Source organism: uncultured Leptotrichia sp. (assembly GCF_938036635.1).
GTDB classification, from domain to species: domain Bacteria; phylum Fusobacteriota; class Fusobacteriia; order Fusobacteriales; family Leptotrichiaceae; genus Leptotrichia; species Leptotrichia hongkongensis.
On sequence record NZ_CALHQO010000395.1, the window covers coordinates 1 to 1,575 of the forward strand.

A 1,575-nucleotide genomic window follows, 5' to 3' on the forward strand; every position below is an offset into this window, starting at 1 on the left:
TTTCAGCTACACAGCCTAACTTGCCACAGGCTATAAACTTTAAACCAGTAACGCCAGTTTTAGTGCCACCAACAGTGGATGCGATAACAATACCAACTATAACAGTTCCTGGAACTGGAAATGGTGATGATATGTATATTAGAAATGGGGCAAGCATGACTGCTTTAGCAGGAAGCCTTTCTAACTCAGACGTAGGGATGATTGGTCAGTACAGTACATCTGGTGGTACAATGAATGTAAATGTAAACAATGGTTCTACAATGGATATAAGTACTTCAGGAGTAACGTTTACAGGACATAAAGGTCCTAGCCATAATGGTGGAAGTACATATTCGACAGATTTAAACACGACTGGATATCCTGGTTATGCTGCAATGAAATTAGTAGGTGGTCACGAAGTAAAAATAGACAATACAACTATTAATTTTAAAGGAACAGGAACAAACTATCAAAGATGGTTATTCCACACAGATGGTCATAATGATAATGGGAACTCTACTTGGAATATAGGAAGTGGATCAAATATTAATATAGATGGAACTAAATTGGTAATGTATACTTCTCAGTATCATGGTAGTGGAAATACAACAGTAGGGATGACAAATAGTGGTAATATAACTACATCAGCTACTGGAAGTGATAACTATATATGGATGACACTGAAAGCTGGAGCATGGCCAGCAACAAGGGTTATGGCTTTTGAAAATAAAGGTACTATCGCACTAAATGGTACAAATGATACTCTTGCTCTTATAGGATCAGAATATGGTAATACAGGAGGATTTACGTTTATAAATGACGGAACTCTTCAACTTAAAGGAACAAGTGATAAAGGTATATTAGTAAAATCTGGAACTGATTATTTAAGTTCTGAAATTTTGTTAAATAAACCAATGGAAATATCAGGAAATAACTCAGTAGGAATAGGATTCTTAGGATATGCTGATCTTGAAGGAGGAAAAGCATATAATGATGGTAAATCTGCAAACAATGCAGTTATTCCGCTTCTTACTACTTCAAGAGAATCTGTATTAAATGTAGATTTGAAAAATAATGAAAAATCTACAGCATTATTCTTTAATAACAATGGATCAAATACTTTTAATGCTAATAATTTCAATTTAACATCTACTAATGGTACAAATAATACTTTAGTTTATGTTGAAGATGGAATAGTAAATCTTAATGGTAATACTAATGGTAAAATGAATATAACTGGTGGTAAAAATAATGTCGGAATTTATACGAAAGCAGCTGATCCGCTAACAAATAAAGGGGAAATAACTATATCTAATTCTGACAGTTCAGTAGGAATTTATGCAAAATCTTCTGGTACAGTAACAAATACTGGAGCAATAACTGCTTCAGGAAAATCAGTAAAAGCTGTGGTAGCAGATGGTTCTACAGTAACAAGTAGTGGTAAAATAGATGTTACAGGTACAGCTTTAAGTGATAGTGATGGTTCAGTTGGATTAGTTGCAACAAATGGAGGAAATTTAACTCATACAGGTGGAGGAACAATAACAGTTGATGGAAGTGCTTCAATTGGTGCATTAGGTCAAAGCGGAGGTACTG

1 pseudogene is annotated in these 1,575 nt (G+C 34.3%); it reads left to right on the plus strand.

The window, feature by feature from the left end:
- Positions 1-1,575, plus strand: a pseudogene (locus tag Q0370_RS07895) (autotransporter domain-containing protein); the annotation flags it as partial.